General features: G+C 63.5%; 22 protein-coding genes. 2 read left to right on the forward strand and 20 right to left on the reverse strand.

The features are described from left to right. Positions 1-192: 192 nt before the first annotated feature. The 16 genes from AC3EA7_RS07455 to AC3EA7_RS07530 form a co-directional block, all read right to left on the reverse strand. Positions 193-891 carry a hypothetical protein gene (locus tag AC3EA7_RS07455; protein WP_488613406.1) on the reverse strand — a complete coding sequence of 233 codons (699 nt, stop codon included), beginning with the start codon at positions 889-891 and terminating at the stop codon, positions 193-195. 16 nt (positions 892-907) lie between these two features. Continuing rightward, positions 908-1,699, reverse strand: a complete 792-nt coding sequence (locus tag AC3EA7_RS07460) for a hypothetical protein (protein ID WP_488613407.1) — start codon at positions 1,697-1,699, stop codon at positions 908-910. 26 nt (positions 1,700-1,725) lie between these two features. Then, positions 1,726-2,676, reverse strand: coding sequence for a type II secretion system F family protein (locus AC3EA7_RS07465; RefSeq protein WP_488613408.1), 951 nt, complete (start codon positions 2,674-2,676; stop codon positions 1,726-1,728). A 12-nt stretch (positions 2,677-2,688) separates the two neighbouring features. Continuing rightward, the gene (locus AC3EA7_RS07470; RefSeq protein ID WP_488613409.1) at positions 2,689-4,740 is read right to left on the reverse strand and encodes an ATPase, T2SS/T4P/T4SS family; all 2,052 of its coding nucleotides are present in this window, start codon (positions 4,738-4,740) and stop codon (positions 2,689-2,691) included. A 199-nt stretch (positions 4,741-4,939) separates the two neighbouring features. Beyond that, positions 4,940-6,202, reverse strand: coding sequence for a nucleotide-binding protein (locus tag AC3EA7_RS07475; protein ID WP_488613410.1), 1,263 nt, complete (start codon positions 6,200-6,202; stop codon positions 4,940-4,942). A 31-nt stretch (positions 6,203-6,233) separates the two neighbouring features. After that, positions 6,234-7,490: an ATPase, T2SS/T4P/T4SS family gene (locus tag AC3EA7_RS07480; RefSeq protein WP_488613411.1), complete on the reverse strand. Its 1,257-nt coding sequence runs from the start codon at positions 7,488-7,490 to the stop codon at positions 6,234-6,236. A 58-nt stretch (positions 7,491-7,548) separates the two neighbouring features. After that, on the reverse strand, positions 7,549-8,445 hold the full coding sequence (locus AC3EA7_RS07485) for an SAF domain-containing protein (protein ID WP_488613412.1): 897 nt from the start codon (positions 8,443-8,445) through the stop codon (positions 7,549-7,551). Positions 8,446-8,479: 34 nt separating this feature from the next. Further along, positions 8,480-8,998, reverse strand: a complete 519-nt coding sequence (locus AC3EA7_RS07490) for a hypothetical protein (RefSeq protein WP_488613413.1) — start codon at positions 8,996-8,998, stop codon at positions 8,480-8,482. A gap of 16 nt (positions 8,999-9,014) precedes the next feature. Next, the gene (locus tag AC3EA7_RS07495; RefSeq protein ID WP_488613414.1) at positions 9,015-9,491 is read right to left on the reverse strand and encodes a TadE/TadG family type IV pilus assembly protein; all 477 of its coding nucleotides are present in this window, start codon (positions 9,489-9,491) and stop codon (positions 9,015-9,017) included. A gap of 86 nt (positions 9,492-9,577) precedes the next feature. After that, a complete protein-coding gene (locus AC3EA7_RS07500; protein WP_488613415.1) occupies positions 9,578-12,565 on the reverse strand; it encodes a hypothetical protein in 2,988 nt (995 codons plus the stop codon). Positions 12,566-12,578: 13 nt separating this feature from the next. Continuing rightward, complete coding sequence (locus AC3EA7_RS07505; protein ID WP_488613416.1) at positions 12,579-12,824, reverse strand: hypothetical protein; 246 nt, start codon at positions 12,822-12,824, stop codon at positions 12,579-12,581. Positions 12,825-12,893: 69 nt separating this feature from the next. Further along, positions 12,894-13,781, reverse strand: a complete 888-nt coding sequence (locus AC3EA7_RS07510) for a hypothetical protein (RefSeq protein WP_488613417.1) — start codon at positions 13,779-13,781, stop codon at positions 12,894-12,896. Positions 13,782-13,803: 22 nt separating this feature from the next. Further along, positions 13,804-14,439, reverse strand: a complete 636-nt coding sequence (locus AC3EA7_RS07515; protein ID WP_488613418.1) for a hypothetical protein — start codon at positions 14,437-14,439, stop codon at positions 13,804-13,806. A gap of 647 nt (positions 14,440-15,086) precedes the next feature. Further along, a complete protein-coding gene (locus tag AC3EA7_RS07520) occupies positions 15,087-16,217 on the reverse strand; it encodes a hypothetical protein (protein ID WP_488613419.1) in 1,131 nt (376 codons plus the stop codon). Between the two features lie 81 nt (positions 16,218-16,298). Continuing rightward, positions 16,299-17,069, reverse strand: a complete 771-nt coding sequence (kduD, locus tag AC3EA7_RS07525; RefSeq protein ID WP_488613420.1) for a 2-dehydro-3-deoxy-D-gluconate 5-dehydrogenase KduD — start codon at positions 17,067-17,069, stop codon at positions 16,299-16,301. Further along, on the reverse strand, positions 17,066-17,893 hold the full coding sequence (locus tag AC3EA7_RS07530; RefSeq protein ID WP_488613421.1) for a 5-deoxy-glucuronate isomerase: 828 nt from the start codon (positions 17,891-17,893) through the stop codon (positions 17,066-17,068). Before AC3EA7_RS07530 ends, kduD begins: the two co-directional genes overlap by 4 nt. Positions 17,894-18,051: 158 nt before the next feature. Here AC3EA7_RS07530 and AC3EA7_RS07535 point away from each other — a divergent pair, with 158 nt between their 5' ends. Both AC3EA7_RS07535 and AC3EA7_RS07540 read left to right on the forward strand, forming a co-directional pair. Then, positions 18,052-18,306: a type II toxin-antitoxin system Phd/YefM family antitoxin gene (locus AC3EA7_RS07535; RefSeq protein ID WP_488613422.1), complete on the forward strand. Its 255-nt coding sequence runs from the start codon at positions 18,052-18,054 to the stop codon at positions 18,304-18,306. Beyond that, the gene (locus AC3EA7_RS07540; RefSeq protein WP_488613423.1) at positions 18,303-18,728 is read left to right on the forward strand and encodes a PIN domain-containing protein; all 426 of its coding nucleotides are present in this window, start codon (positions 18,303-18,305) and stop codon (positions 18,726-18,728) included. The genes AC3EA7_RS07535 and AC3EA7_RS07540 overlap by 4 nt, the downstream gene beginning before the upstream one ends. Positions 18,729-18,974: 246 nt before the next feature. On the opposite strand, the gene AC3EA7_RS07545 is transcribed toward AC3EA7_RS07540, so the two are convergent. The 4 genes from AC3EA7_RS07545 to AC3EA7_RS07560 all read right to left on the reverse strand — a co-directional run bounded on the left by AC3EA7_RS07545 (position 18,975) and on the right by AC3EA7_RS07560 (position 21,960). Then, complete coding sequence (locus AC3EA7_RS07545) at positions 18,975-19,295, reverse strand: DUF1727 domain-containing protein (protein WP_488613433.1); 321 nt, start codon at positions 19,293-19,295, stop codon at positions 18,975-18,977. After that, positions 19,289-20,500: a Mur ligase family protein gene (locus AC3EA7_RS07550; RefSeq protein WP_488613424.1), complete on the reverse strand. Its 1,212-nt coding sequence runs from the start codon at positions 20,498-20,500 to the stop codon at positions 19,289-19,291. Before AC3EA7_RS07550 ends, AC3EA7_RS07545 begins: the two co-directional genes overlap by 7 nt. Positions 20,501-20,515: 15 nt before the next feature. Next, positions 20,516-21,250, reverse strand: coding sequence for an XdhC family protein (locus AC3EA7_RS07555; protein WP_488613425.1), 735 nt, complete (start codon positions 21,248-21,250; stop codon positions 20,516-20,518). Positions 21,251-21,645: 395 nt separating this feature from the next. Beyond that, a complete protein-coding gene (locus tag AC3EA7_RS07560) occupies positions 21,646-21,960 on the reverse strand; it encodes an XdhC family protein (protein WP_488613426.1) in 315 nt (104 codons plus the stop codon). Positions 21,961-21,974: the final 14 nt, after the last annotated feature.

Genomic DNA, 21,974 nt, shown 5'->3' on the forward strand with positions numbered 1-21,974 from the left:
CGCCCGCGTATTGGCAGCAACAGCCTCAGTGGAGCTTTCACGTGCAGTGAGCATGGTCGAACTGCATCCTCAGCGAGGGCTTTCGCCCGCAGCGCCCCTTCGACAGACACGTGTTCACTCTTTTCCCGGAAGCGAGGGTATCTTGCGCGTGCACACCAACAGGGACAGGACACCCTTGCTTATGCGCCACACTCATCGGATCACCTCAGTTGTCGCTGCATCGACGATCCGCCAGCCGCCAGCGTCCTGGCGCAACCAGTAGCGGTTGCGAGTCAGTACGCCACGTCTGCTGTCGATAATGCGTCCACCGACAGTGATGACGACATCCCACTGCTCCTGGGTATCGATCCATCCCCCGGCGGAGGTCACGTCGCTCTGCAAAACGCCCCAGCGCACCAGGGTGGCATTGCGGCGCTCACCGGCGCCGGCGCGACGCGCATACTCCGCTGCCACTGCCTGCCAGGCGGGACCGTCGGGCGCCAGATAGGGTTCGAGCAGCGCCGCCTGTCCATGCGCCGCAGCCAGTGCGCTCGCCTGGTTGTACGCTGCCAGAAAGCGTACAACGTCATCGTTTGGCGTCATCGCCGGGGTCGGCAGCGAAAATTCATGCCCATCGGCGATGCGCGCCAGATTCGGTGTGGCATCGGATGCGCGCAGAACCGCCCCCATGTGCCAGATCGCAAGCCCTGCTCCAGCGCCGATGGCAGCAATCATGAGCGCGCGCGGATAGCGCAGGATGATGGTCAGCAGCCGATCAACCGACGGACAGAACAGGAGCCAGCGCACCACCCGATCTCCGATTGTCGGAACGCGAGACGCGCGACGGCGCTGCGCGATGGTCTGCGGCGGCGCACTCCGGCGACGTGAACGGTTGCGGCGAAAAGGTGTCATCGTGCCATACTCCGGCTCAGAAACGCCCCATCACGTTGCTGCCCATAACAATCACGAAGATGATCTGCACCAGCACACTGACGACCGCCAGGGCTGCGAGCGCGAGCAGATAGAGTTTGCGGCGCTCAATCATCTGGCGAAACTCGTCGTGGAGCACCTGATTGAGCGTCGTTTCCTGCGCCAGCAGCGCTGTTTGCGGATCGGAACCTTCCGCCTCAGCCTGCGCCAGCGCCTCCGCAACATCGATCAATTCAGGGCATCCCCGCTCGCGCGCCACACGTCGCACTGCATCGAACGGCAGTACGCCGTGGTCGCGCACCAGGCGCAGCGCATCGACCACGACGCGCTGCATCGGCGCATATCGGTCATCGGGTCGTATCAGGTAGCGTTCGAGCAGCGCCGGCGGCGGATCGTACCCGGCAAGCGCCACACGGACATAGGCAACAAACGAAGGGATCAATCGTCGCAATCGTTTCTGTTCCCGCTGTCTGGCTGTCATCGGTTTGCGCGGGATAATCACGCCGATATACAGATAGATAGCGAATGCAACAGTTGCCAGGAGCAGGCGCGGCATGCCGTCGATTCCTGTGGCCACGATGAGGAAGACAAGCGTCAACGCAAGCGGCAGTGCTGCGAGGTGTCCCAGCACAAACCGTCCGGTCATACCCCAACGTGAAGGAAGAGTGCGCAATCCGCTCGCCAATGCGCGCGCATGCTCGAGTTGCGCCATGCCAATAACGGCAATCAGGACTCCGGCAATACCGGCAAAAACTGTCCAGACGCCCGGTGCAACAAAGATGTCGATCATGGAACGCCTCGCTTCATCTGGTGGCATCAATAGGTTATGTCTTCAGCCCGTCCCAACAGGTAGCCGCCGACCAGCGGCGCACCGACGACCAGCGCCAGCACTGCTCCCGCGAGCACGCCCACCTCGCTCCTGTACGCGGTCAGAAACCGCTCGTGCTGCACGATGAAGAGGTAGAGCGTGATGCCAACATTGATCAGGAAGAGAGCAATTCCAGTATTGCGCATTTGCGAAAGTTCTGTTGCCAGCATACTGGCGCGGCGGTCGGATGCATGCATGGCTTCATACGCGGCCCGCACACGTTGCACCAGTGAGGCGTGCGGTTGATCGATAGCAATCTCAAGATGGCTCAGAAACGCGGCATGGCGGCGCGATGGCGTCTGCGCACGCAACGCAGCGCACACGCTCGTCGCAGTGGCGAGCGATCCGGTGGTGAGCGGCTGTCCGAGCCGCTCCAGGAGCCACGACCATTCGGCTTTGAGCGGCGAGGCAGGCATATCGGCAAGAACCTTCTCGATGGCAGGTTGCAAACCGCTTCCTGCACGCAACTGCGCCTCGAGTCGCCCGACCGTCGCCGGTAGTGCGGCGTCAATGCGGTTCACGTAGCGCTGCTCTTCAAACCAGAGCAGCCCCCAGACGAGCAGCGCCGTCGCCGGTCCTGCCAGCACCAGCGCCACGAGCAGCGGTCCGATCCGGTTGACGACCACCAGGATCACGAGCGCGGCGATGACGCATACGCCAAGCAGACGCGACGCACATATCACCGGGGGATGCCAGCGCAGCGCAGGATCGAGGAGATCGGCGCCAGGACGGGCGAATCGTTGTACGAGATACGCATCGAGTGCTGCCCCCAATCGGCTGCGCATCAGCAGCGTCAGCGCCAGAATTGCAGCAATGGTCGCCGCCAGCGGCGGAATATCCGCCAGCCACACGGTTTCAGGATGGGTCGTGTTCGGTATGATCATCGATTCGGGGTTCATTGCAGCATCCTTTCAGCATGCGTCCGGTTTGTTGCCTGCCTCCAGCGACAGACGCTGTGCGCGTACCGTTGCAAGCGCGGCTTCAGACCCCTGCCCGGTCTGGACCAGATATTCCATTGCGCGTTCGCGCACACGAATCAGTGGAAGCGCAATCGCTACCGGCAGATTGGATGGAGTAAAGTGGGCAAGCATATCAACGGCGAGTCGGGGCTGCCCCTGCTCGAGCGCCCGTTCCGCTTCGATGCGCGCTTCTTCGGCAGCGGTCTCGGCAGCGATACCCTGACGAATGTGAGCCTCGACCATTTCCCAGCCGCCCGGCGGCGCAGCATGCGCTGCAATTGCCAGGTCGGTCATGATCGCATCGAGCGCCAGGCGCGCGTCGCGCCAGCGGTTTGCTTCAATAAGCCGTTGTAGCGCCGCACCCTCGATGGTTGCCTGCTCGATGGCATTGGCAAAGGTGCCTGGCGCCTGACTCAAGATGTCCTGCGCTGCACCGATCAGTCGTGGGTCGCGGCGTTGCAGCCAGGCGCTGCGCAGCGCCGCCAGCGCGCGCTCTGGCGCACCTGCCAGCATGTGGGTATGCGCGCGGGCAATCGCACCTGCAACAGCGTCGAGGGTAGTGGCGCTCTGCCGCACCTGCGCCAGAGCGCGCGCCCGTATCAGTTTTTCGCGCAGCGATGCTGGCGTCTGATCGCTTTCCGCCCATTCCAACAACCCGCTATTGCCGACGACTGCCCGACATTGCCAGATGATCCGTCCATCCGACCGGATATCGACCTTTGCCAGCGGAACCAGCGCCGGACGGGGCGCGCCTTCTTCCATAACGACGCCGTCCAGCAGCGCAATGTCGGTGATCAGGCGAAGACCGAGTTCTTCCCAGTTATCCACCTTGATCACCACATCGAAGCCGTTGGCTGCGTCTCGCAGGGCATCGGTGCGGCGATTTTCGTACATATATGCGCCAGGCATGGCGGCAAAACTGGCGAAGCGTTCAATCGCTTCGCTGCATGAACGCGCATGCAGCGTGGTGATGACCGGATGGTCGGAGAGCACAAGTGCCAGCACCGCCCCTGCTTCGTTGCCGCGTATCTCGCCAGGGCAGAGGAGATCGGGCGTCTGACGCAGCGCTTCTCTGGCGACACGTCCGAAGGCATTGGGGTCGCGTTGGGTATTGACCTGTTCGCGTGTCCAGAGGTCGGCGCGCCGGATATGGATCTCCTGCATGTGGTCTTCGATGGTCAGGATATGGGGATCGCCGGGCCAGGAGTTGGCGAGCGCTTCGAGCAGCGCTGTTTTGCCGCTGCCGGTGCGCCCGGCAATCAGGAACGAACAGCGCGCCCGCGCCAGCAGCAGCAGCAGGTCGCAGATCTGCCGATCAAATGTGCCATGCTGCATCACGTCGTGTAAATCCCACGCGACACGCCGCCCGCGCCGGATGCAGATCAGCGCGCCATCTTCGGTCGGGATGCGCGGCGGAATAGTTGCATGAATGCGCGTTCCGTGATCGGCGGGCAATGTTTCCTGCGGGTTCTGCGCGTCGAGGTGGACACCCATGAGCGACGCCAGTAACATTGCGCGATCGCGCACTTCAGCGGCAGTGACAAATTGCTCCGCAACGGTCACAAAGGGTTTGCCGCTCTCCTGTACGCGAATGCGCCGCCCGATGATTTTGACCTCGTTGACGCGCGGATCATCGAGGTACCGCTGCGCCGGTCCCCAACCGATGGTAGCGGCAAAGATCTCCAGCAGCGTTTCATCATCGGTCGGGACACGCGCCAGCGGGCCGCCACGCGCGCGATGCTGCCCGATTGCCTGGCGCAGTACGGCGACGACTTCGGCGTTTCGCTCGGCGGCAGGCGCGAACGGGTTCAGCAAATGCCGCCGTCCGTCGGCGCTGAACGCCTGCTGGAGTTCATCACGCGCCGCCTGTAGAATGGCTGCCTCACGCAGCGCCGCCTCGCGCGCCAGGGTGTCGGTTGGTCCGCCGAGAAGCGTCGCCAATCCGCCGTCTTCCTCGATGGTGAGCAGCGGCGTAGATGGGTTGATGATGGATCGAGGGTTCATAGCGTATCCTTGTTGAAGAACCGAGAACCGAGAACCGAGAACCGAGAATCGAGAACCGAGAACCGAGAACCGAGAACCGAGAACCGAGAACCGAGAACCAAGAACCGAGAACTAAGAACCGAGAACCAAGAACCGAGAACCGAGAACCAAGAACTGAGAACCGGGGTTCCTTCCCACTCCTCGCCTCTTGTCCCTCGCCTCACGCCCCTTGCCTCGCCTCACCTCCCGCTCTCAACATTGGTTTTCCTGGAAACCAGCGCCGGAACAGGTTGACACTCGGTTTCGGTTGCGGCAGCGGCAGCCCGATAATGCCGCACATTTCCTCAACGATATTGTGAACCGCCAGTGAGAAAGGGCGAAACCTGCCGGCATCGAGTGGTGAGAGATACCGATCCGTCTCTTCGTTTGCCAGGCTGACCAGATACGGGTCGCGCGGCAATGTGCCGATGATGCGGGCTTTGGGCCAATGTTCAGCAAACAACGGCGCGACCCGGCGCACACCAACGGTCACGCCACGCTCAGGTTCCATCAAAATAAGCATGCAGCGATCAGTCAGGTCGGGTTGGTGCGTCGCAAACTGTTGCAGCGCAATCCCAACCCCTGCGCGCTCTTTGCGTCCCGGCGGCGCCGGCAGGACGACCCATCCACCATTGCGCGCGGCTTCGAGCGCATATGGGCGTTTCTTCATGTCAGGACCGGTATCGATCAGCACAACGTCATAATCGTGATCCAGCACCTCGCCCAGGCTGCCGACCGCCTGCATCAGTGCGCGCCAATCCGGCAGCGTGAAGTCGGCAGCCAGCGCAGACTCATCGGCGCCAAGGAGGAAGTCAATGCCGCTGGGAGCATGCCGCCAGATCAGGCGAGCGACGTTGGCGGGTGTGAAGCGCGAATGACCGTGTCCTTCCTGCCGCAATGTCAGAAACGAGCCAAACCCCGCCGGAATGCGAAATTCCGGCACCAGACCTGAGTTCGAGAGATCGCCGTCAACAACGAGCACACGCAAGCCGCGGCGACGCATCCCTTCTGCAAGCGATGCAACCACCAGACTTTTCCCGATGCCGCCTTTCGCTCCGGCGACCGCAATCGTCACCTGGCGCGCGGCAAGTCGTCTGGCAGCGCCCAGTTGCTGCGCGATCCAGGCAGCCAGCGCTTCGGGTCCACGTGCTGTGGTTACCGCCAGCCCGGCGTCGGTAAAGTCGCCGGCATGCACCACGCCAATGCTCTGAAGCCCGATCAACACGCGCACTCCGCGCGCCTGAGCCGCGCGAATGGTGTCCCACAGGTCGGGAATGGTGCCGCGCGTATCTTCCAGGTACACCGCCGGCGGCGGTTGTTCGCCGACGATCAGGCTGCGTACCCGCGCCAGGTTCGGCGCCGCGAAGGGAAGAATGCCATTGTAGCCGCCAAGCGCCTCGACAAGCCCTGGTGTGTTGGTGACCAGTAAGAGTTCGGTTGCCATGGAAAGCTCCTTGTGTTCGAAAATCCCAGCCTTATAGCCGACCCTTGCCCCATGCGCTCTGGACAGGGTATTTCCGTTCGAGCCGGTTTGTTGCAGGATTGAAAGCAAACAGGATGTTGTGCGGCAGGATGTCGCCTGCCTGACTACCACTTGTGACAATGACCTCGATCACCTGCCCGACACGCCGACGTCCGCCGTAATGCCCGATATGCAGCGCAATCAACGGCACAGCGCCGCTCGTCATCAGACCACGCACAATCCCCGGCGACGCCAGACCTTCGAGTGTGGCGAAGCGCTCCAGGTTGCGCAGCGCGGTGAGCGCGTCGGGAGCGTGGATCGTACAGATGCCGGGATGACCGGTTGCAGCGGCTTCGAGCATCGCCAGGGCTTCAGAACCGCGCACTTCGCCAAGGACGATCAGATCAGGACGCTGGCGGAGCGCCAATCGGACACAACCGGCAAAACTGCTGCGGCTGCGCAACACTTCCACGGCCACTCCGTCAGGCGGCAGCGGCAATTCGCGCGCGTCTTCGATGAGGATTACGCGCTTCTCGGCGGCAATTGCCTGGAGCAACGCCGCTGTGAGAGTGGTCTTGCCGCTGCCCGCGCCGCCGGCAATCAGAAGCGTAACGCCGCGCCGAATGGCTTCGAGCAGCAGTTCGGCGGCTTCGCGTGGCAGGACGCCCGCCTCTTGCTGTGCCAGATCGTCGATTGTTCGCCAGCGCGCGGGAAGCGCGCGCACAGCGACCGTCGCGCCATCCGGCGTATACGGCGGACGGGTGACAGCGAACCGCAGCCGCCGGTCGGCTGTGCCGTAGAGCGCGTGAACGACCCGCCCATCATCACTGCGCCAGTCGTCGGGATGATCGGGAGTGACGAAACCGGCTCGCAGGAGCAACTGGCGCTGCGTCCAGCGCAACCACTCGTCGCCAATGCGGATGCCGGTATCGGTGCGGTTCCCATCCTCAACAACGACCAGTGTGCGATCCGGTCCATCGATAAACATGTCGGACACGCGCGATCCGGGGTGCAGCCAGAAATCGAGCGGACCGTACCATGCGATCTCTGCCCATTCCGCAACGGTGTATCCGTTGCCAAGACCGGCGCGACACATGGTTTCGGCGACGGGTCGTTGCCAGTCGCTCAACCGCCTGGTCTCCTGGCAGAACCGCAGTTCAGCCAGCCGCTCGTTGGGGGAAAGCGGAGCGTCAGAGACGGTGCGTTGATGTGTATCGAGAGACTGTGTTTCAATTTCTTGACCGTTTTTTGCGACAAAAAACCCGCTCATAGGATGCCTCCTGTCCTGTACAGCGACGGTATCTGCCGATAATGGGGGGGAACGCAGATTATTCGTCAGGGGAAGATGTGGTTGGAGCGCCGGGAATCGGCGCAGTCGCGCCAGGGATCGGCGCGCGCGCGTCAGAGACAATCTGCGGCTCGAGGCGAAGCGTCTCGGTAACAGGGCGCGTCAGGTCGGGCAAAATGACCTGGGCGGCATCAAGGCGGTCCATGTACTGCAAGGGATCGCTGGTGGCGCCATAACGCTCCGCCCACAGCGCCACATTTGCCGCCTGGAGCGCCCGCAGCGCATGCGCCTGCGCGGGGGTCATTTCCAGATATGCAACGTCGTCTTCGATGTACAGAATTGGAATGCCGGACATCCAGCGGCAGGCATATGCCCGCGCACCTTCTTGAACCACCACAAGGGTCGTTGGAACATTCAGAACAGTTCCAGGCGATACGTCAGCCCGTGTTCGGTCGCAGAGCAATGGGTCGCTGGCGATGAACCCGATGTTCAACCGGTCGCGGTCGGTGACCGGTCCTACGCCGGTCAGTGCGAATGGGGCCGGAACCATGTTCCGCTCCAGTTTGCGCCCGTTGGGATACACCGGCTCATCTGGCAGATTCGGCGACAGCATGCTGGCTTGCAGCAGGTCATTTACCCCAATCTGTCGGGTTGCATATTGCCCGATGACGGCGCCTGGATCGGTTATTCCCGTCACCTGCACCGGACGATGCAACGGCAATTCGATCACAGCGAGATCATCGGCGGTGATCTGTTGTCCGTAGTGGACATCACGCGCAGCAATGACCACACGTTCGGTGCGGCGGCTCTCGATATAGCCGTAGGCGGCGGCGGCGAGCGATGCTGCAATGCCGATAACGAGCAACAGCGCCGGTACAACCTGCGACTTTTTGGGGGTGAGCGCACTGCTCAGCGGTGTCGAGAGACTTGAGGACATAGTAGCTCTCCGTTGTCGTGATTATTGAGAAATCCTATCGTTCCAGGACATCGAGTGCTGCGGCTGCCGTGATAAGCGGACGGTACGGTCCATACCCCAGCAGACCGAACCCGGTCAGCGTCGGACGCACCTCGGCGCAGACCGCCGGCCGATCAAAGGTCATCGTCTCCTGATTTGCGAACCGACACGTCCCGCCCTCCGGCAGGATCGTCCAGGTCACCTGCCGCGCCAAGTCTGCGGGCGTTCCGCTCAAGCCCCGCACTGTGCCGAGGTTGCGCTCGAAGGTCAGCCGCGCCTCCCGCTTGGCGCGCTCCTCGTTAATGCGCCGACGATTGCGCGCCAGATGGTCATAGGCGAACGTCTGCACCGCCGAGCGCGTCGCCTGCTGCAGCGCATCTTCCATCTGCGCCACCTCCAGCTGGCGTTCGCTGAACTCGATGATCGTGAACACGAACGGCGTCAGAAACGCCAGAACCAGCGCAACGAACACGAGCGATTGCCCGGATTCGGCGCGCATCAGAACGGCGAGACAGCGGTTGGCGGGTCGCTTCATGGCGCAGCTCCTGCGATTACGGTTGAACATCCTGCTCCAGCGTGCGGGTGGCGCTCCGTTCGACGCGAATGTCGGTCAATAGTCCGGGGATCGGCGTCCAGACCTCCGCCTGATACCAAATGGTCACCGTGACCGGGTCATACCGCCGACACGAGGATTCGCAGCGCACGCGAATGACGGCGTGCTGCGGGTCGGCGAACACGCTCCCGGCGAACGCTGCGCGCGCCGCCTCCGCCACCGGTCCCGGCGCGTCGTTCAGCGCATAGTCGCGCCCGTCCATCCCGCCGGTCGCGCCGCGCAGCGCCGCCTGGTGCACCGCGACCCGCACCGCCTGGCTGACCGTATAATGCGCGCCGATCGCCTGAATCGCCGCCACCCCGCCGAAAATGATGATCAGTAGAATGGAGAGCGTGATCGCCGTTTCGATCAAGGACTGCCCATGACAGGAGCGGCGGATGGATCGGCGGAAGATGACGGATAGGCGTTCGATCATGTCCATCCTCCTTTGGGTGTGCGTCCTGTCCTTTGCCGAGGGCGCCCCGCAAGGAGCGCCCTCCTGATGAACCCTCGCGTCGTTGGTCACCGCGCATCCCGCGGCGCGATCAGCGTCACCGGCGCCTCGCCGCCGTCCAGAACGAACGTTCGCCGCTCCAGCACGCTGTCGCTCCGTCCGTCCTCGTCCAGGTCCTCTCCGGTTTCCGTCAACGTGACCAGCACCGCATACCGAATGCGAATGCTCGGATCGGCCGGCGGCGGCGAGACAAGATACGTCGGCTCCTCGACGTTCGGCGCAAACGCCGACCAGTGCAGCCGTCCCTGGCGGCGCATGTCGTCGGGCGACGGCTGCGCGTCAAGGTAGCGATAGCGACACCCCGGCATCCCGCTCAGGTCGGCATGCGCCGTGTCCGTCGCCAGCGGCTCCTCGCGGGCGCGACAGGGCGCGCCGGACTGCGTCAGGTTCCATGGACCGGAGCGGAAACTCCAGGCGACGATCCGTTGATCCACCCGATAGTACGGCAGACCGGGCTGTCGCTCCGTCAGGGTCACGCGCGGCGTAAAGTAGAGCGTCTCGCCGAGCGGCCACGCGAACGCCGCACCCTCCGTCAGGTACACCCCCTCGTTCGGGTCGAACTCGGAATGGATGCGCAAGCGCACGTCGCCTTGCGGCCTCGGCGTGATCAGCGCCACCGTGAGCGCCCGCGCCGCGTTGTCGCTCGGATCCCTGTCGCCGCCGGGCACCGGGATGATCTGCAGATTCGTCGTCAAGAACGCCGGCAGCGCCGCCGTCTCGTCTTCGCGCAGCGTCCGCACCTGCACGACCTGCTCGTGCGACGCGCCGCCGTTTACGCGCAGCCCTTCGACCCCTCTATAATTCCAGGAGACGCTTGACCCGTCCACATGCCCGCCGCCGGCGTCGACCAGCGCGACGCCGTAGGGCAGCGTCAGGATCATCTGACGGATGAACGCCGGCGCGTTCGGCGTCGTATTGCGCGCCCGCACGCGAATTACAAACTCCTGACCGGGGCGCGTCAGCCTCGGCGCGACGATCTCCGCCCGCACATTCCCGCGCACGATGCGCATCGTATGGCTGGCTTGGTTGTTACCCGGGACCCTGTCCTCCTGCGGCGGCGCCGGCATGGTTTTTGCATCCATGGTCGCCGCGTTGGGCGCCGTCAACGGCGCCTGCACGGTGATGTGCACGGTGCGCCTTTCGCTCGGCGGGATGGCGCCGATGTCCCAAACGAATGCGCCGTTGGGCGAGGTTCCGCTCCGTTGCGCAAACGTCGTGCAATTGTCGCAGCTCGCCCTGACGAACTCCAGTCCCGACGGAATCGTCTCGGTCAGCAGCGTCGTCATCGAGGTGATCGGGTTCGTGACCCGCGGGTTGTTGGTCACCTCGATCCGATACTCCGCCCGGGCGCCGGCGGCGACCTCCTGCGCGCCGCCGCGCGCAATGATGAGGTCAGGGTTCGGATTGAAATCATCCGTCCGCGGATCGCCGAACGCGAGTTGGGAGAAGGTTCCGACCGGACGACCGAGTTTCCAGCCATCGGTTTCGCCCATGTCGCAGCCGGGGCGTTCCATGCGGGTGATGGCGAACATGCGATACATCTTCCCCTCTCCGACCGTGAAGCGGAACTTCAACGGCGGGGCGTTCGCCGTGTTTGGGTTGATAATGTCCCCGTTAGGGTAACGCCCCTGAAGCGGTCGCAGGTAACGATGCGTTTCGTCCGGCCAGGATCTGCGCGGGACGGCGGACTCGTTCCCATGGTCCGCGCCGTCGAAGGACGTAAACACGTTTCTGGGATCGACGATCGCAACCCCCGGCGCGAGAACGGCCTGGAACCCGATCGGCGGCGCGAAGGTGTTGAACTGGAAATCGAGGTCTTTCCACGTTGGGGGCACGGCGGGAGGTAGTCCGTCCCGTGCGTTTCTTTCAATGTCCAGCCACATGAGGAGCCGGTCGGCGTTCTCGCCGTTCCCCCCCGGACTGAGGTCCGTCCCCATTTCCTGAATGGCGATCCGTATGGTGGCCCTGCCCCAATGGTACGCGCCGCCTATCCCGTTCCCCGACAAGGTGTCAAATTCCCCAATGGGGAAAGTCGCCGTCACGACGTCGCCCGGAGCAAGCCGAATCCAGGTGCGCAGGTGCGGGAAGCGGGTCGTCGGGTCCTCGCGATCGTTCGGCGGGATATCGTATAACGTCACGTTCTTGCCTTGCGCATGCCAGTATACGTCGAACGTGTAATCCGTACGATAGGCAAGATAGTTGTATTGGTGCAGCTCCGTCGTCCCGTTCGCCTTCCTCACCTCAAGGGACAGCCGCATCGGATACGGAACCGTCTGACACGCCGCCGGACCGCCAGGGATCATCGTCGGCGTCGGCATACTGCTTGGCGCCAGCGACGGCAGCGGGGTCGGGGTCGGATTGCCCGGAAGACGCGTCGGCGTCGGCGTCGGTTCAACGTACCAGGACATTTGACCGACCGCACACCCGCCGCCGGAGGGGAAAAAGGCGCTGTACTCGCTTCCCTTCGTCCACGTGACGGAACCGGCGGTTGATTGCCGCGACCATGGTGCAAAAACCGCCCAGTACCCGGACGACCAAAAGGAGAAAGGAGAACTGTTGTCCGGCCAATCGTTCGGGCAGGCGACGCGTGCGCCTTGTCCGGGGATGCTCACTCCGCCGAGCACGGCATCGCCGGGGTAGCCGACGGCGGGCCACCCGCTGGGCGGTCCGGGGCGATTGATGATAAGCCCGCCGCTGAACTGCGGCTGCGGCGCGGTTTCCCGTCCGTGATAGTAGCGACGGGAGACATCTTCATACAGCGTAAGCGTAGAGGAACTGCCGACGGGAACCCGAACCCACGGGTGCCCGCTTGGCAAGCCGGACTGCGCCCCGCTGACGGCGGGGCGCAGCGCAACGCCGATGAGCAGCGCGATGATAATCGCAACGACCGCCGTCATGCGGCGCCGTGTTCCCCCGCGTCGCGCCGGCGGCGGAGCGGGGGGCGGGGCGGCGCTTGACGGCGGAGCGACGAAGGAGTCGGACGATGATGCGCGCATGCGATCCTCCTGATTATCCGTTCGGGTCATCGCCGAGCACGATGATGATAAACGTGTGACTGTTGCCGTAGAACCGATCCGGCCACAGGTCGTTGTAGGCGTAGGCGACGCCGACCCCCGCCGCCCGCCACTCCGCCTGATACGCCGCCTGCCACGGGTCCGCAGGAATATCCGGCGGCTCCAGCAGCCACGCCAGGTCGGCGTCGATCCGCGACCGCGAGTAGAACCCGGCGTTCTGCTTGCACAATGTCCTGGTCAACGTCCGTCCGCGATACCCTTCCGCCTGCGCAAACTCCGTCGGGTCAAACCAGTGGTCGCAGGGGATGAACTACCATCCATTGCTCGCGGCAACCGGCGGCTGTGCGGCGGTTTGCGTGGCGATGCGCTGCGCGGCGCGGTCGAGCGCCGCATTGGGCGTCAGCGGCGACAAGCCGAGCGCAATGCGATGGGCGTTGACGGCGTTCAGCGCGCGCGGTCTCAGGTCCTCCGGCGCGATGATGTCGGTCGCCGCCGTCATCACCGCAACGACATAACCGCCCCACGTATCGCCGGGAATGCCGGCGACCCCCACGCCGACCGTGTCGGCGTCGTCGTTCAGGATGATCCCCGCATGCGGCGGACTGTCGAGCAGAATGGTCAGCGCGCGCGATGCCGAGACGACGTTGCAGGCGAGCGCTTCAAGCAACGCGAAGGAGCGCATCAGCGGATAGCGCGCCTGATGGCGGCACCCGGCCTTCAATCCCTCGGCGGCGATGGTTTCTGCGACGAGGGGCGCGCTGGCGTCGCGCTGATAGGCGCTGAGGCGCGCTTCTTCGACGACCGGGCGAATGCCGCGCCGCACGCGCTCTTCGTTGAGCAGGCGGATGAACTCCAGTTCCATGTCGCGCAGCGGGTCGGACGGGGTCGCCACGAGCGGCAAATAGACGCTCCATCTTCCCGCCGACTGCGGGGCGATGGATTCGAAGCCCGCCGTCTGCGGGGGAACGGGGGCGTTGACCGCTGCGGGCGGCGCGACGGACTCCCCCGCGTCCGCCTGCGTCGGGACGGGGCGGACGCCCCCCGCTTGGGGCGCATCGAACGAGCGGGACTCATGCGGCAACGGAGCGATGCCGTCCGTCGGCGCGTCGTCGGCGGACGCGCCGCCGCCGGCGACCGTCAGCATGGCGATGGGAAGCGCTGCGATCAGGATGAAGCGAAGAAGTGAACGGAACGGCATGGAAGACTCCTCCCGGCTGCGGTCATCGTCGTCCGACGACGATGAGTTCCGAGACCGGCGCGTCGGCGCTCGGCTCGGCGAAAAAGGCGACGCCGACGGCGCGCGCCGACGCCCACTCCGGGCGGGTCAGTTCGGCGCGCAGATCCTTGCCGGCGAAGCGGCACGGGTCGGCGTCCGGCGCATGGACGGCGGCGAAGCCGCCCAGGACGCCCCATACAATCAGATCGTACTCGGCGGCGACGGCGCGTTCGGCGGCGATCATGGCGTCCACCGAGTCGGCGGCGAACCCGGCGCGGGCGATGGCGATGGCGGCTTCGTCCAGCGTCGGGTCGTGCGCCGGCGCCGTCGCGCCGAGGGCGCATTGAACGGCGGCGATGGCGGCGGGATGCAAGGCGACGTCGGGCATGCGCAAGGACGGGTCGGGACGGTCAGGCGGACGATGGTCAACCGGCGCCGCCGGACGGGCAATCGGCGGCTGCGCGGCGATGACCGTCGGCGCCGCGACGGTCGGACGCGGCGCGTTCGGGTCGCCCAGCGCCTGGGCGTCCCCGCCGCGCGGAACGCCGAACAGCACGCCGAGTCCAAGCGCCACGAACAGAACGACGGCCAGGGTCAACAGAATGGATGACGATTGTCGTTGAAGAATGAGACGAATCATGCACTCTCCTGGTTGAACGAACAGCGTTGACGGTCAGTGACGGATGTCCGCTCCAGCAGCGTCAAGAGGAGCAGACGGCGAGTCGAGCGATGACGGGTTGTTGTCATACAAACCTCCGGTGACAGGTAATGAGACATTATGCCATTTGAGCATAGCATATCACCGTTTCTGCGTTGTAACGAACCTTAAACGTTTTTCCCCGCCAACACAACGACGTTCGGGCATAGAGCCGCAGCTCTGCGCCCGAACGCCGTCTGCTCATCGCGGCCTGCATCCTTCACCGCGTTGCGTACTATTCTGCGCCGCAGTATACGCCGCTGCGGCGCGACTGTGAAGACCAACCATGCCCCACGATGGTTGCAGGAAACGGCGGGCATTGGTAGGGGACGCGGGTAGCGCCAGGGGACAGGGTGGGAGACGATTCTGTGCGGGGATGCTCGAAAAATCCGCCTGGCGGCGGAAGGCGCGGGGGAGGGGCGCGAAGCCCGCCTGCACAGGCTTGGAAGCCGCTCTCAGACGTGTGGATCATGTATCGTGTGGAAAGAGGGGGGATGAGAGGAAAACAGGCGTCGGGACGTTGCGCACCTCGTGAGGGGACGTACCCGTAGTGTGGCAACCACCTGACCACACATAAGTGCATAGTAACGTCACTCCCCTGCACCCTGTTCTGCATCCTCCGGCGCATCAGCAGGCGGCGTATCACTGGGCGCGGGGGCGATAGGCGCATCAGCAGGCGGCGTATCACCGGGCGCAGGGGCGATAGACGCATCAGCAGGCGGCGTTTCCGGGGAAGGTTGAGGCTGATCGGACGGTTCGAGCGGGTCGCGCCCCATCCAGAGGAACGTGACATCCACCACGGCGCGGTCGCCCTTGATGCCAAAGTCGTCCCACCAAATACCATCGGCAATATCGATAGCGGTGGGGAAGCGCACCCTGCCATGCTGTGCGCGTCCTTTATTGTGCCCATCAAAGAAAGCGGCGTGGTCCTGGGGCCATCCCTGGCGCAGGTCGCTGAAATATCGTTGCTCCTGCGGGTCCCAGTAGTTATCGCGCGTGTTCCACGGTCCGACGTCGTACACTGGCGCGACGACGCTCCGGTCCTTGTACGTGATACGCACCATATATTCGTTGCCGCCGCGACTGGAAAGCACGCAGACGCACGGCAGCGCCACAAAACGGTCACGCTGGGCGATTCGATGACCATTGGCGGTGCGCCGTCCCACCAGCCCCAGGCGCGTGGCGTGGACGGTAAACGTCGGCGCGACCGGCGGCGGCTCGTTCTCGAATGCGGTGAACGATGGCGTGGAACGGATCGGAGTTAACCGGAGGGAGTGAAGCGACGGCATTTCATCCGTCGCCAGCAGGCGAATGCGATACTGTGCATAGCGCGCCGGTCGGTCGAACTGCGCCGTTGCGCCCGATGTCAGATCGACGACCCACGGCGTCCAATGCACGCCATCGGCGCTGGCGCGCACATCGAGCGCCACCTGTGCGCCGCGCGGGAGGCGGGTTTCATACGTGACGCGCAGCGTATCGAACACGCTCTGATACATAACTGCGTCGCTGACGAAACTCCCGAAACGTCCAGCATTGCCAAACGCTGCCGGCGCCGGCGGCGCATCAGGCGCCAGCGCAAAACCGCCGTCTGGCGCGACAATCACCCCATCGGCAATCCCAGCCGGTCGCGGCGCGGCATAGGCAGGCAACGCCACAATGCACGCAATCAGCAGCGCAGCTACGGCAACGCCCCTGCCCGGACGATAAACAACATGGTGCATGCAGCCTCGTAGCTCTCATATGTACTGACCGGACGAAGGCGCATTATGCCATACTTCCGAAAGCGGAATGCAACCGCTGCTTCACCGCGCCAGCCACCCGCCATCAACGACGAGCACGTGACCACGCACATAGTCGCTGGCGGAGGATGCCAGAAAGATCGCCGCACCCGCCAGATCGTCGGGAACGCCCCAGCGCCCGGCGGGAATGCGCTCGAGGATCTGTCGGGCGCGTTCCGAGTCGTCGCGTAGCGCCTGTGTATTGTCAGTGACCATGTAGCCGGGGGCGATGGCGTTCACATTCACCCCCAAATACGCCCATTCATTCGCAAGCGCCTTCGTCAACCCGGCGACAGCATGTTTTGCAGCGGCGTAGGCGGGGACGCGAATGCCGCCCTGGAAGGCGAGCAGGGACGCGATATTAATGATCTTTCCGCGCCCCTGAGCGATCATCAGGCGTCCGGTCGCCTGGCACAGCGCCCAGACCGCATCCAGGTTCACGTCGAGCACGGCGCGCCAGTCGTTCCATCCGTAATCGATTGCCGGCGCGCGACGAATAATCCCGGCGTTGTTGACCAGAATATCGATCCGTCCGAGGTGCGCGGAGGTCTCGGCAACAATCCGGTCAACCGATGCAGTGCTGCTCAGATCAGCGGTCAGTGCCACGCCACGCCGTCCCGCTGCGGCGACGGCGTCCGGCGTCGCAGCCGCATTCCCGGAACGGGAGACAACCGCCACATCCGCGCCAGCCTGCGCCAGCGCAACGGCAATCCCCTGCCCCAATCCTTTGTCGCCGCCGGTGACGAGCGCCACACGACCATCGAGACGGAATTGATCGAGTGCATTCCTCTTCATGCTCGCTCCGCCTGCCTGATCAGCGGCACAGCCTTCTGCACCCAGGCGAGCGCCGGGTCGAACGCGACTGCCTGGGTGCGCCCGGCGCCGGCGAGGAACCAGAGAAAGTAGTTCGTATACCCTGGCGCGCTACAGGTGGTATGGTAGCCGTGAGGCGTCATGAAAATCGTCGAGTCGGCGATGGTGTACGTATGGTCATAGCCGCGCTCCGGGCTGTAATGGCGGCACAACCCGAAACCTTCAGGAGGATTCACGCGAAAATAGTACATCTCTTCGTGGTACGCCTCGTGGGGCAGGTTATCGACCTCGTGCTTGTGCGGCGGGTAGGTGCTCCAGTTACCCGAGGGCACAAACGTCTCACCGACCAACAACCGCGAGGCAGGCAATTCCGGCTGACTGCTGGTCGTCAGAATGTTGTAGAGCGTGCGGCTGAAGTTGGCGGCGCCCGCATCGACCCGCACAATCATATCGGGCGTAATGACATACGGATCGGTCACCAGATCCGACGGCGCCGAACAGAGACCGGCGTCCAGCGTGCCATGCGCTGTCATCGTGTAGACGCTGCCAGCCGGCAGATAGACCGCATACGGTTTTCCGGCAAACGGATTGGGGCGCGCGCCGATCCCGGCGAACGTCTTTCCGGCCACCTGCACCGTGCAGCGCCCGCCGAAAATAACGAGCACCGCCTCGCGTCCGCCGGTTTCGCCAGAAAAACTGGCGCCATCGACAAGGACCAGGCGACCGAAATCGAGCAGGGTACAGGGATTGACATCCAGCATGTTGAGACCATGGCTACCGCCGACATGCGTGAAATAGGGGACCATAGCATGCGCTCCTTCGGTTCTGCAATGCATCTCCGGCGTTGCAACCGATTTCATTCGCGGAGAGAACAAGTGCGTGCAAACTATACCACATCGTGCGGTCTCCCTAGCGCCTTGATGCATGGTATAATCTGGCTAGATAGGCTAGACAGGAGAAATCTATGTCGCGCATCTGGCAGTTGCACGAAGCCAAAAACAGATTGAGCGAGGTCGTCGACGAGGCGCTCCGCAATGGTCCTCAGATCATCACCAGACGCGGAACTGAGGCAGTGGTGGTTCTGTCGTATACCGAATATCGGCGTATGCACCTCACAAGTAGAAAACTCTCCGAATTCTTTCAAGAGTCGCCGCTCGCTGGAGTCGATATTGATCTCCAGCGCGATCAGAGCGGTTTGCGCGATGACATAAGCATATGAAGTATCTGCTTGATACCAACGTCATCTCTGAATTGATCTCCCGGCGACCAGATCCGAAGGTCATCTTGTGGATCGACGGTCTCGACCCCGACACGGTATACCTGAGCGTCATCACTATTGGCGAGATTCAAAAAGGCGTTGAGAAACTCCCCGATACGGAGAGCAAACAGACGATACAGGAATGGCTGCACAACGATCTCCTGCTGCGCTTCCAGGGACGGATCGTCCCGATCACAACCAGTGTCGCCCTCGCCTGGGGAACGCTGACTGCGGCGCTCGAGCGCAATGGACGGTTATTGCCTGCGATCGACTCGCTGGTTGCGGCAATCGCGCGTGACGGAGGATACGTCCTGGTCACGCGCAACATCAGGGACTTTGCTGGCGCTGGCATACCGGTCATTAATCCGTGGGATGAGGGCTAAACGTCCCACCTGGGTGCACGGGCGTCCCGCTCGCGGTCAGTCATCGGAGCAGCATCCATTCGGCGTTGGCTGAGCCTGCCGAAGCCAACGCAGGTTGAGCGGTCGAAACCAGCGCTAACCGCTCCACAGGTGCAGGCGTAATCGTCCAGGTTGAGGGTGATCTTCCTATCAGGCGCGGAGTCTTTGCGCCTTTGCGCCTTTGTGTGAGCTTATTCGAAGGGTATTGAGTTCAGGTCTGGATGCAGTCTAATCTTCCCAGAACGGTCGCACCCACCGGCGACGCACCAGTTCGGCGCGCAAATCGAGCATGGCGGTGTAGGTCGGCAGAGCGTAGAGCGTTGCGCCAGATGGCAACCGCGACAGCGCATCGTCCAGCGCATCTGCCGGATCGTCGACGACGGTCAGGCGTCCCGGTTCGACCCCCGCATACTTCAGCCGCACTGCCATATCCGCCGCGCGCGTTCCGCCGACTGTCGCGTGCGCCACATGCCCCGCCAGACGCTCGAACTCCGCATCCCACAGCCACGAGACATCCGTGCCATCGGCATGGCGGTCGTTGATCAGGATGAGGAGATGGAGGGTTGAACGTTGAACGTTGAACGTTGAACGTCACCCGTAGAGACGTTGCACCGCAACGTCTCGGAATACGTTGAGGGTTGAACGTCACCCGTAGAGACGTTGCATCGCAACGTCTCAGAATACGTTGCGCGTTGAACGTTGAACGCATCCGTCAGCATACGGATGGTTTCGGTGGCGCCGACGGGGTTTTTGATCAGGGCAATCAGTAATGGGCGGCCACCCGCATCGACCCGCTCGATACGTCCGAAGGCAGCGTCGAAACGTTCGAGTGTGGCACGAATACGTGGCGCCGGAACGCCGAGTTCCAGGCACGCAGCGATTGCTGCAAGCGCATTGATCGCATTATACAGACCTGGAAGCGGCAGATGCGTTTCCATCGCCCCCCCTGGAAAGGTCAGATAGAGGATGGCATCCTCTGTGCCGCGAAGGTCCAGCCGTTCGAGAGCATAGTCCGGCGTCGGGCGCATCGCGCCACACGAGTCGCACCGGTAATGCCCGACGTGCGCGTAGAACAGCGCCGTGTAACGGTATGGCGCGCCGCAGCGCCGGCAGAAGCGGGCATCGCCGATCTGCGCCGCAGCGCCCGAGGCGTGGCGCAGATCATTGAGACCATAATAGCGCACCCTGGCTGATAACCCTTCTCCGAGCGCCGCAACCGCCGGATCGTCGGCGTTGAGCAACACGGTTGTCGCCGCAGAAAGACGTGCGAGCGCCACTCGCCATCCCTGCGCCACCGTATCGACTTCACCGTAGCGGTCGAGCTGATCGCGGAACAGATTGTGCAGCACAATCAGGCGCGGCGCGGTTTCTGCCGCGATGCCGGGGAAAGCAGCTTCGTCGGTTTCGAACAGACCAATGTGCGCGTGCGTATGCCCGTTCAACGATGCGCCAGCCAGCGCCGTTGCAGTCACGCCGCTGATCAGGTTGGCGCCGGCGCGATTGTGGAGCGGCATCCGTCCATCGTCCGCCAGCGTCGCTGCAATCATGCGGGTCGTGGTGGTTTTGCCGTTCGTGCCAGAAACCAGCACGACCCCCTGTGGCAGCGTTGCCGCCAGTTTCCGCAGCGCCTGCGGATCGATACGTCGAGCGACGACGCCGGGGAGCGTCGTGCCGCCGCCGCGCCGCAACAGGCGGCTGGCAACGCCAGCCGATTTACCGGCGGCGACTGCCAGCAACAGTCGGAGATCAATCATGGGTGTGCAAACGAGCTACTTTCCGGTCAATCCATGGCGAGCGGCTACAACTTCGGCGATGATGCTGACCGCGATCTCCTCCGGCGAATTCGATCCGATCTTCAAACCGATTGGCGCGTGCAGGCGCGCCAGTTGCTCCTCCGGCACGCCATCGGCGCGCAATCGCTCCAGGCGTCTGGCATGGGTTTTGGGACTTCCCAGCGCCCCGACATAGCGCGCTGGCGAGGAGAGCGCCACCTTGAGCGCCGGATCGTCCAGTTTCGGGTCATGCGTCAACAGCACCACGAAACTGTTGCTGGTCAGGCGTCCGGGCAGCACTTCATCGGGCCAGGCGTGGATCAGTTCGTCGGCATGCGCGAACCGCTCAGGAGTGGCGAACGCGCCGCGCGCATCAATCACCACGGTACGAAAGCCAAGCGTTTTTGCGAACGTCACCAGCGGAATAGCGATATGCACCGCGCCGACGATGAACATCGTCGGTGGCGCCGGGTAGGTTTCGATGAAGACCTGCACTTCGCCATCGGCGACGGTATAGGTGCGAATGCCGCTTTCCGCGCGCAGTAGCATTGCCAGCGCATCGCGCTCGACCGACTCATTGAGCGCGTGATTGCCGAGAGTGCCAAGCAATGCCTCATTGGGGCGCACCAGCAGCTTGGCGCCGATCTGCCCTGCGCCATCGACAATCGTCGCTACAGCGACCGGTTGCTCTGCGGCAAGGCAAGACTTAAGGGTGGTATACAGGAGAGTCATGATAGTTCTCATTCACATAGTGCCGGGCGGTGGCGTGTCATTCGTTCGACAGGACGCGCTCCACCCCTGGTTTGCAAATTAATGCTATGCTCTTTGGGTGTGCGTCCACCCATTTCAGAGGGTGTCTGAACATCCGCCTCATGAGGTGAAGCCGGGGTGGACGAAGGCAGCGCCTTCGCCTGCCCTTGAAAGTTCCAAACACCCATCTCATAAAGCGATCAACCACAACCTGGACAATCCAGGACGTGGAGCGGCTGACGCGGGCTTCGACAGGCTCAGCCAACGTCAGCCGCTGGACGGTCAACACGGGCAGTGATTGGGCAACATCTGGTTGATCGCTCTATCAGACGTTCGACGAGTCTCTGGTGTTGCAGCCAGCAAAGCAGCGCCGTGCATCACCAGTCCAGCGGCTCGACGAACACATCGATCATGCCGCCGCATGCCAGCCCGACATTCCAGGCGTCATCATCGGCGATGCCGAAATGCAACAACTGCGCCTTGCCGGTGCGAATCGCCTCCTGGCAGGCATCGAACACCGCCCCCTCGATGCATCCGCCGCTGACCGAACCGACCATGGCGCCGCTCGACGAAACCGCCATTTTTGCGCCAACTCCACGCGGCGCGGAACCAAGCGTCTTCACCACTGTGGCAATCGCCACACGCTCGCCGCGCGCGCGCCATTGCTCGATTGCAGGAAGAACGTCTTTCATGAACATGCCTCACA

The sequence above is a fragment of the Roseiflexus sp. genome (assembly GCF_057785375.1).

What these genes read in the sequence shown, in the direction of transcription:
- AC3EA7_RS07455 (WP_488613406.1), bottom strand. Translation starts at nt 891, where the DNA reads ATGACACCTTTTCGCCGCAACCGTTCACGTCGCCGGAGTGCGCCGCCG.
- AC3EA7_RS07460 (WP_488613407.1), bottom strand. Translation starts at nt 1,699, where the DNA reads ATGATCGACATCTTTGTTGCACCGGGCGTCTGGACAGTTTTTGCCGGT.
- AC3EA7_RS07465 (WP_488613408.1), bottom strand. Translation starts at nt 2,676, where the DNA reads ATGAACCCCGAATCGATGATCATACCGAACACGACCCATCCTGAAACC.
- AC3EA7_RS07470 (WP_488613409.1), bottom strand. Translation starts at nt 4,740, where the DNA reads ATGAACCCTCGATCCATCATCAACCCATCTACGCCGCTGCTCACCATC.
- AC3EA7_RS07475 (WP_488613410.1), bottom strand. Translation starts at nt 6,202, where the DNA reads ATGGCAACCGAACTCTTACTGGTCACCAACACACCAGGGCTTGTCGAG.
- AC3EA7_RS07480 (WP_488613411.1), bottom strand. Translation starts at nt 7,490, where the DNA reads ATGAGCGGGTTTTTTGTCGCAAAAAACGGTCAAGAAATTGAAACACAG.
- AC3EA7_RS07485 (WP_488613412.1), bottom strand. Translation starts at nt 8,445, where the DNA reads ATGTCCTCAAGTCTCTCGACACCGCTGAGCAGTGCGCTCACCCCCAAA.
- AC3EA7_RS07490 (WP_488613413.1), bottom strand. Translation starts at nt 8,998, where the DNA reads ATGAAGCGACCCGCCAACCGCTGTCTCGCCGTTCTGATGCGCGCCGAA.
- AC3EA7_RS07495 (WP_488613414.1), bottom strand. Translation starts at nt 9,491, where the DNA reads ATGATCGAACGCCTATCCGTCATCTTCCGCCGATCCATCCGCCGCTCC.
- AC3EA7_RS07500 (WP_488613415.1), bottom strand. Translation starts at nt 12,565, where the DNA reads ATGCGCGCATCATCGTCCGACTCCTTCGTCGCTCCGCCGTCAAGCGCC.
- AC3EA7_RS07510 (WP_488613417.1), bottom strand. Translation starts at nt 13,781, where the DNA reads ATGCCGTTCCGTTCACTTCTTCGCTTCATCCTGATCGCAGCGCTTCCC.
- AC3EA7_RS07515 (WP_488613418.1), bottom strand. Translation starts at nt 14,439, where the DNA reads ATGATTCGTCTCATTCTTCAACGACAATCGTCATCCATTCTGTTGACC.
- AC3EA7_RS07520 (WP_488613419.1), bottom strand. Translation starts at nt 16,217, where the DNA reads ATGCACCATGTTGTTTATCGTCCGGGCAGGGGCGTTGCCGTAGCTGCG.
- kduD (WP_488613420.1), bottom strand. Translation starts at nt 17,069, where the DNA reads ATGAAGAGGAATGCACTCGATCAATTCCGTCTCGATGGTCGTGTGGCG.
- AC3EA7_RS07530 (WP_488613421.1), bottom strand. Translation starts at nt 17,893, where the DNA reads ATGGTCCCCTATTTCACGCATGTCGGCGGTAGCCATGGTCTCAACATG.
- AC3EA7_RS07535 (WP_488613422.1), top strand. Translation starts at nt 18,052, where the DNA reads ATGTCGCGCATCTGGCAGTTGCACGAAGCCAAAAACAGATTGAGCGAG.
- AC3EA7_RS07540 (WP_488613423.1), top strand. Translation starts at nt 18,303, where the DNA reads ATGAAGTATCTGCTTGATACCAACGTCATCTCTGAATTGATCTCCCGG.
- AC3EA7_RS07550 (WP_488613424.1), bottom strand. Translation starts at nt 20,500, where the DNA reads ATGATTGATCTCCGACTGTTGCTGGCAGTCGCCGCCGGTAAATCGGCT.
- AC3EA7_RS07555 (WP_488613425.1), bottom strand. Translation starts at nt 21,250, where the DNA reads ATGACTCTCCTGTATACCACCCTTAAGTCTTGCCTTGCCGCAGAGCAA.
- AC3EA7_RS07560 (WP_488613426.1), bottom strand. Translation starts at nt 21,960, where the DNA reads ATGAAAGACGTTCTTCCTGCAATCGAGCAATGGCGCGCGCGCGGCGAG.